This is a genomic window from Brevibacterium aurantiacum (assembly GCF_007558825.1).
In the GTDB taxonomy this organism is placed as follows: domain Bacteria; phylum Actinomycetota; class Actinomycetes; order Actinomycetales; family Brevibacteriaceae; genus Brevibacterium; species Brevibacterium aurantiacum_A.
This window is the reverse complement of the sequence record NZ_VLTK01000017.1, coordinates 55549-63128: the sequence shown is the minus strand read 5'-3', so window position 1 is coordinate 63128 and position 7580 is coordinate 55549. Positions and strand designations below refer to the sequence as shown.

The 7580-nt window shown below is 57.7% G+C and carries 9 protein-coding genes and 1 pseudogene; 7 read left to right on the top strand and 3 right to left on the bottom strand.

What is annotated here, in order from left to right; genetic code table 11:
• The first annotated feature begins 476 nt into the window (after positions 1 to 476).
• From FO013_RS20270 to FO013_RS20245, 6 genes and pseudogenes are all read left to right on the top strand, one after another.
• The gene (locus FO013_RS20270; RefSeq protein WP_143924372.1) at positions 477 to 1634 is read left to right on the top strand and encodes a 3'-5' exonuclease family protein; all 1158 of its coding nucleotides are present in this window, start codon (positions 477 to 479) and stop codon (positions 1632 to 1634) included.
• A 6-nt stretch (positions 1635 to 1640) separates the two neighbouring features.
• Entirely contained in the window at positions 1641 to 1889 is a 249-nt protein-coding gene (locus tag FO013_RS20265; protein ID WP_143924371.1) for a hypothetical protein, read from the top strand.
• A gap of 412 nt (positions 1890 to 2301) precedes the next feature.
• Positions 2302 to 2616 carry a hypothetical protein gene (locus tag FO013_RS20260; RefSeq protein WP_143924370.1) on the top strand — a complete coding sequence of 105 codons (315 nt, stop codon included), beginning with the start codon at positions 2302 to 2304 and terminating at the stop codon, positions 2614 to 2616.
• 12 nt (positions 2617 to 2628) lie between these two features.
• Positions 2629 to 3066 (top strand): annotated as a pseudogene (locus FO013_RS22530) (HNH endonuclease family protein); the annotation flags it as partial.
• Between the two features lie 98 nt (positions 3067 to 3164).
• The gene (locus tag FO013_RS23375; RefSeq protein ID WP_143924368.1) at positions 3165 to 4046 is read left to right on the top strand and encodes an HNH endonuclease family protein; all 882 of its coding nucleotides are present in this window, start codon (positions 3165 to 3167) and stop codon (positions 4044 to 4046) included.
• A gap of 158 nt (positions 4047 to 4204) precedes the next feature.
• On the top strand, positions 4205 to 4951 hold the full coding sequence (locus FO013_RS20245) for a DUF4352 domain-containing protein (protein ID WP_143924367.1): 747 nt from the start codon (positions 4205 to 4207) through the stop codon (positions 4949 to 4951).
• Position 4952: 1 nt separating this feature from the next.
• Here the strand turns inward: FO013_RS20245 and FO013_RS22520 are convergent, their stop codons facing one another.
• The gene (locus FO013_RS22520) at positions 4953 to 5123 is read right to left on the bottom strand and encodes a hypothetical protein (protein WP_186293235.1); all 171 of its coding nucleotides are present in this window, start codon (positions 5121 to 5123) and stop codon (positions 4953 to 4955) included.
• Positions 5124 to 5319: 196 nt separating this feature from the next.
• Between FO013_RS22520 and FO013_RS20240 the strand changes: the two genes are divergently transcribed.
• The gene (locus tag FO013_RS20240; RefSeq protein ID WP_143924366.1) at positions 5320 to 5553 is read left to right on the top strand and encodes a hypothetical protein; all 234 of its coding nucleotides are present in this window, start codon (positions 5320 to 5322) and stop codon (positions 5551 to 5553) included.
• A 64-nt stretch (positions 5554 to 5617) separates the two neighbouring features.
• Here the strand turns inward: FO013_RS20240 and FO013_RS20235 are convergent, their stop codons facing one another.
• Both FO013_RS20235 and FO013_RS20230 read right to left on the bottom strand, forming a co-directional pair.
• Positions 5618 to 5977, bottom strand: coding sequence for a hypothetical protein (locus FO013_RS20235; protein ID WP_143924365.1), 360 nt, complete (start codon positions 5975 to 5977; stop codon positions 5618 to 5620).
• On the bottom strand, positions 5974 to 6468 hold the full coding sequence (locus FO013_RS20230) for an ImmA/IrrE family metallo-endopeptidase (protein WP_186293234.1): 495 nt from the start codon (positions 6466 to 6468) through the stop codon (positions 5974 to 5976). Before FO013_RS20230 ends, FO013_RS20235 begins: the two co-directional genes overlap by 4 nt.
• Between the last annotated feature and the right edge of the window lie 1112 nt (positions 6469 to 7580).

Below are 7580 nucleotides of genomic sequence, written 5' to 3'. Positions count from 1 at the left end.
GGCCCACGATCCTCACCTGCCGGCAAGGGCTGCTCCAGGAGGTCTCTCGGCACGGACGAGACCGTCCGCACAGGCTCGAGGTCTGCCTCGTCTGACATCAGGTCCAGCAACCGGGCATTCCGTCGTGAAATCGGGCGTGAGAGTCCCCAAGGCCTGCAATCGCCTCCTGGAGCCCCTCAGGAGCCCCCACCGTGGACGAATCGGCAACCAGTGCGGGCTGGGATGTTCTAAGCGCGCCTGAGGGCTTCTGGGGGGGCTCACAGTGCCGGCTCTTCGCGTTCGGCGGGCGCCAGCCAGCCTCGGAGATACCCTGAAACAGTCCGGACCTCTAACAAGCTCCTAATCGAACACATGGCCTTCGCACCGAGATCACCGATGCCGGAGAGCTATTCGAACATGCAGTCGTTCGAACCACGAGCTCACCCCACCTCAGTCATCGGAGACAACACAGCTACGCCCTACCAAGAGGACTCGCCATGGGCACAATCGCCATCACCCCACAGACACATTTCGCATGGATATCAACGACCGCCGTCTCGTCGTCACCGGCTCCGATCGCAGTGAGGATCGAAGTCACACGAGGATCGGATTTCACTCCCGTGGCCGCCACGACCGTCTTCGTCAAGCCCAGCCGGAATGTGCCGGTCTCCGAAATCATCGCCAACCTCAACGACAACGAAGCGGCAGCTCTTCGACCCAGCGGATTCCTCGACGCTTACTTCTCCGACCAAGCACCATTGCCAGCAGAGACAGATGCTGCACTGGCCTCCTTCATCGACGACCTCGGCAACGTTGGGCCCATGTACTTGGCCGCGGCGAACGTCTCATCACTGAGGTCGGAGCTTGAATCCGACTTCCCGGAGCTTTTCTCACGTCTGCACTATCGCAGCATCGACGTTGACTCCATCGAAGCCTTCACCTCGATCTTCTTCAACAGCTCTCGCGTTCGTCTGGTTCAGAGCCCAAGGCTTCTGGATCCGAAGTCGGCCATCTCAGTCACTCGTCGCGCGGTGGCCGACTGCCGCATCATTTGGCAGCGCCCGGCTTACCCCGCCAATACAGACGAGAACGCCATCGTCTTGTTTACCGATGTGGAGACAACGGGACTGAGCCATCTGGATGAGACATTGCTCGAAGTCGGAATGATCGCCGCCCGCGGGTCAGGCATGGAAGAGATCGGCCGCTTCCAGACTCTCGTGCGACCTCAAGGACTCGACCCCGAGATAATTGTTGCCGGCTTCTCCGACTTCATTGCCGATATGCACTCCACATCAGGATTGACCACCGACTACCTGGCTGGCCCAGTTCCCACGACAGTCGAGGCAGATAAAGCAATGGCCGAGTTCATCACGTCCCTACCTGCCAAGCCGGACTACTTCGGCGTAGCCTCGATGACACTGGACAGGAACTTCCTGGCAGCCAACCTCGACTCCTACGAACTCATCCCAGCCATCAATCTCGATGCCACCTCGGTGACGACAATGGTCAGCACTCTCCTCGATCCGCCAGATGTCGCGATGGGCACCGTCCACCGCGCAATCGATGACGTGGAGTACAACATTCGCCAGTTCACCTCGATGGCCGAGGCTCTCAAAGCCCGGTCCACGACAGAACCTGCCGCAGGAAAGGTCTGACGAACGATGAGCAACCTCAACGATTTCATGACCGGCGTCGACCGACTGGCTTCATTCGGTTGGATCAAGCCAGGACTGAAGGCGAGTCTCGATGAGTCTCTGGCGAGACTTGCACCGAGCGACTTCGATGCTGCCTCAAAAGCCTGGATCCAAGAATCGGTAGCCCACCCCAATTCTCTCCAGCCGGTTCTGTGCGCCATCACAGCGATCAACGCCAGGGCTGCACAGCAGGCATGGGCTCAACGACCTCAATGAAAACTGAAGCGCAGACTCCTCGTGAGCCTCCGCTTCAGTGTTTTGCAATGTGAGAGGTGTCAACTGCCGAAGCTAGGTCCGATATTCGGTGAGGGTCCCCCAGGTGGCGGTGTGCTGAATTCCCGTGCGTTCTGATCGCGCTGGCTAGTGATGGCCCGCATGAGGGCTCCGAGTTGGACTGAGCCGTGCCTGCGTTTGAAGCTAGCCAACCAGGCTTGGGCTTTTGCCAACGAATAGTTCAGTCGTCCCATGATCAGCCTCAATGCCTGATCGTCACTGAGTTCGGTGGTGACGCTGACCATCACATGCCCCTTTCGGTTTTCCTCTAGACAATCATGGTCGTCAACAGGTTCTCCAGGCATCAATGCACTGACGTGGGGACCCATTCAATCTCCCCACGTCAGTGGCCAGTATGAGAAAAGCAATCTTCACCCTCGTCGCCGCGGCCATCGCCGCATTCTTCCTCTACGCGAACGTCGTCGACACTGACTCCACGAAGGCCGCCGATGAAGCCGCACCGGCCGGCCCTTCAGTCACTGTCGAACTCAATGACCTCATCGGATCGGACGGTACAGCCACCATCGGCACCGTTGACCGGAAGAAGGCCACCGCCCTTATCGCATCGCTGGAGACCAAGGAAGCCTCATCGATGGACGGCTACGATCGTGTCCCTCAGTACGGAACCTGGCTGACCGGTGATGATTCGTCAGATCCATCATTTTGTTGAGACACGCGAAACGACATCCTCAACCGAGACTTCGACGACGTCACCTATTCCCACGACGATGATTGCCAAGTAGCCACCGGCACACTTGATGACCCCTACACCGGTGAGACCATCGATTTCACCCGCGGCCCGTCGACCTCCTCAGAGGTTCAGATCGAACACATCGTCGCACTCGGCTACACCTATCGCATGGGCGCCAAAGATTGGTCCCAGGACAAGCGCGAAGCAATCGCGAATGATCCCGACAACCTCATCGCCGTCGACGGTCCGGCCAACCAGTCGAAGTCCGACCTCGGCCCCGAAGACTGGATGCCGACCGACTCAGGCAACCCCGCCTACGACTGCACATTCGTTGCTCGTTACGCATTCGTCGCCGACAAGTACGAACTACCTGTGACACCGGCAGATCACAAGGCCATGACGTCGACGATCGAGACCTGCGAGAACTGATCAGTCAAAGTTGCGTGGTGATACCAGCACGTGCCGCGCGGTTGTCAGTTTGAGTACGGCCGCGCGAAAAGCATGTCGCCTGTGCCTACTATCAGAAGATGACGCAGAAGCCTGTTTGCATTGTGGATGGATGCCACGAGCTAAGTTACGCCCGTGCGATGTGCCGGCCGCATTACAACAGGAACCGGCTCTACGGTGATCCGAACTACGTCAGACCGCCGACGCCTCAGGTTCTATGTTCTGTGACGAACTGTAGTTCTCTCGCCGTGTCACGCGGACTATGCGAAATGCACTACACACGATGGAAGCGACATCGCAGTGTAGAAGGCCTCGAGCCGAGGCCATGCGAGATATGTGGCGAGATGTTCGATCCCCCTGGTGTGCGATCATTCGTGTGTGGGAAGGCGGAGTGCGCGCGACTACGAAAACTGAGGAATAACCGGGTCGCGCTGCGGAACCGAAAGCCGAAGGTGCGCACGCTAGAGTGCGAGGCTTGCGGTCAAGAGTTCACGACTCAATCGCGGACACGGAAGTATTGCAGTAGCTCATGCCCTGCCAGAACAAAATCCAATTGGACCCGACTGCGCCATGCACTACACGACTCAAACTATCCCGAAGTCATAGAAGCCCTGCGAGAGCGAATCAAAGTAGACGTATCAGGTTGTTGGATTTGGCAAGGCCCGTACGAAACGACGGGATACCCACGCGTTGGCTTCAGCAAACCAGTCCATGAGGGAGGACCGAAGATCTATCTCGTTCACCGTCTAATGCTTGCAGCCAAGCTACGACGCGGAATCAAAAGCATGCACTCCCATCACACGTGTGCCAATCATGGTTGTGTCAATCCAGAGCATCTGGAATTGGCGACAGCTGCTCAGAATGTGGGAGAGATGATGGGGCGAATGTCTTATGAAGCACGCATTCGAGAGCTAGAGAGGGCACTTGCGGGCTACGACCCAACCCATCCGCTTCTTAGTTGAAGATCGCCCGAGAGAACACGTATCTCGTCCACTCCTCGACCGACGGCTAGGACTCTCTACTCCCCACGCTCCACCTCTGCACTTGATAACAAATTGAGAACTTAACTAGATTCCATGCCAGTTACTACAACTGTCAGGCATAAGCTCCGAGCATGCCCATGAAAACCCTCGCCGCACTTGCTGCCGCCGCTATCGCCCTCACTGGCTGCGCCAGCAATAGTTCGCCACAAGCCAGCAGCCCCTCCACTTCTGCCGAGCAAACCAAACCAGCCCAGGCAAAAGCAGCCCCACTGAGCCAAGCGGAATGGGTCGAACTCTGCGGGCCGGATGGAACGGCACCAGACGACCCTCAATGCACAGCCGATAAAAGCACGGGTGACGAGGAGCCAATGGACGATTCCGATTTCATGGAGAAGCAGGGCGAGTGGTTTGTATTCACAACCACAGATGACGAGAACATACTCGAGAAGTGGGACGTTCGTATCGACACCGTCGAACTCACAGAGGTTCTCCCCAAGGCAAAGTCCAACGAAGACTGGGATGGTGGTGAGGAGATTCCTGAGTACGTAGACGCAACGCCCGCCGAGGGTAACGAATTCCTACACGTCGAGTACACCGTCAAGAACACGAATAAACAACCGCTGGATCTTCCCCTTGAACCGTCCGTGCAGTTCAGCGACGGTGAGGTGTTCGCTCCTCTGGGTGAAGATGCCAGTGACTACACGTGGAACCTCAACCAGGAGCATGACAGTCCGGCCGGTGATACTCAGAACCCTGGCACTGAAGCTCAGGGGGACTTCGTGATCGAGATTCCGCAAGGATCTGAGGTCGAAGCTCTAATCATCACCGACGCATTCATGGGATCCAGTGCCGAGTCGGTAATCGCTATTGATCCCACTTCGTAAATCATTTCCCCGCCCACCACACATCGTCCGGTTGCAACCACGCGCCGAGAGTCGAGCAGCGGCGGTCCTTGATCTCGACGAAGATCGCACCGTCGAAGCCCTGTCGGGTCGCCACGCCGTCGACGCCCTCCACGCCGTCACGCTCCCACTCAATACGGGCACGCACCGGCATGGGTGGACGATCCTGGTACGAGCCGCGGGCGCCGGCAGTGTTGCGGATCTCCTGCCAATACGCCAGGTCGCCGTGCCGTAGTCCTCGGTCAGAGTTCTATTATTCTTCGATTCGACACGCGATCAAAGTCGGCTACGGATAATTGGTAGAGCGACAAGTCGGTGCCGAAGAAGAGACTAGAGAAGGGAACAGGACAATGGGCGAGAAGGAACTCATCATGTACGTAGGTGGGCCACTGAATGAAACAGTGAAGGAGCTGACTCCCCGAGAAGACGAGGACAACTGCCGCGGCCAACTCGGCGGGTGGTATCGGGCGGCAGGGACTGGTGAGCACGGCGGCCAGTTCGCGAGAAGGCGCGAATGGATCACTGGCGAGCGGCCACCATGGACGCCAACTCCGGAGTCGGAGATCGACGGTATACGCGACTGACCACACGCACGGCAAAAGACCCCCACCGCTTTTATGGTGGGGGTCTTATCGTTAGAGCTTAGGATCATTCAATAGGGCCAGGTTCATTGCTCCCACCGAACGGTTGACTCTTGTATACGCTCGAGGTCAAAATTCCAATGAGGATGAAGGGCTGCACTCCAACGGCCGCAATCGCGGCAACTTCTCCTGATTTCGACAAGTTCAACCACCCGAGGCCAAAGAGGACGACAAATAGAATCATCACGCCAAAGCTGATACAGACCAACCACTTTACTAGAGTGAAGATCGACTTCTGTTGAGTGTTTTTCTGCGTCAAGCCGTCCGCAACCGCATCTGCCAAATCGGATGACCCTTGAGTGCGCTCCTTGTCTTCTCCAAGCTTGTCAACTTTAAAGCCTGAGAAGTCAGGCAATTCATCGGTCATTGCGGATTCTTTGCCAGACGCTGTATCCGCTTGTTCACGGCGTCTACGGACACGTCAAAACGCCCGGCCATCTGAGTAGGGGAATATCCCTCTTGCTTTAGTCGGTTCAACTCCTCTTCGGGCATTAGCAAAGCGCCGGCAAACTCATCGGCGAAAAACTCGTGGAGATCGTATTTCTGGCCACGCGCATCCTCAAACGAGTAGTCGCTGTCCTTGGCGATACTTTTGCGTTCGACTACATGCCCGAGCTCATGCGCCCACGTAAACCTATTGCGCCGCTCGACATGGCGCGAGTTGAGAACGATTCGAGCGGGCCGGCCCTCCGCCTTCGAGACGACTCCGGAGAGGTCGTTTCCTAGGTCAGCCGCGTACGCTTCGGCGTTCAATTCGTCGTTGAAAGGACGTAGACGCACCGGGTAGCGCCCGTCCCAACAAGTGTTGAGTAGATCTTGCGCCTCTCGTCTCGCCGCCTGATAGACAAGCTCGGCCATTGCCGCCCCCTCTCCTGTATGTACCTCTAAAAGCGCCTTGGAAGATGTAAGTATTCCACTCACCACTGACGCGGGCCTCTTAATCACCATACTTCACCTCGTCTTCGCGCATGCCGTGCCACGCTAGGTTGAGAAGTGAACGGCCCCGACCCCACCGTGAGGTGAGGCCGGGGCTCTGCTGCGACTGCGTGCGTTAGTCTGTTGCTATGCTCTCAACGCCGAGCCCAGTATGAGCGTCTGCGCTGTCGTGTGGTGTGACCGTGTCCCGGTGGCGCGTGGCCTGTGTATGCGCTGCTATGCACGGTACAAGCGTGGAATCGGTCCGAACGAGACAAGGCAGTACACGACGCGAGAGACCAAAGAACGACGGCGCTATGAGGTTACGGCACGGCGCGAGGCAGGCGAGTCCATAGCCGACATAGCCGCCTCAGTGGGTGTCAATGAGTCGACGTTGGGCAAGTGGTTCGGGGAATGGGGTGTGCGACCGGCAGTCGGTAAGCACGGTCGCTCGTTGGCGCCGAACCGGTGGAAACCGTGGGCACGTGAAGATGCGGTGGTCGCGTACACGCGCACGGATCTGCCGATCGCGGAGCGTGCTGCTATGCTCGGTCGGTCATACAGTGGCGTCGCTGGTTTCGTCCGCGACTACCGGCAACGATCGAGCGACCCATACGGGATCAAGTAAGCGCGAAAGGGCACCATTCGGACGAGCGAGGGATGGTCTCCAAGTAGGCAGCGGCGGTATGCCCCAATCCCGTCGCCCACCAGTATTGAAGGCTAAGGCTCATGGCTATTCCAGGCGATCGATTCAAGTTGGCTATTGCTCTGGCTGCCGCAACGGCGATGGTGGCTGGCATCACCACTATTGTCACCTTGGCACGCTCTCATAGAACAGACGGTGACCACGAATATCACCCGTGGGACCACACTGTTTCACCCTCTGACAGCGCCGAATAGTCTCGAAATAGTCTTGAGAACTCCACAGATGCCCTAGGTAGCCCATTCGAACTGTAAGGGCGAACCATGGAACTGACCCAGAACAGCCAAGACGAATGCACTCTGCGCAACGACGACGGTACGGTCGTTTACCACGTTGCGATCACAGGGGACGT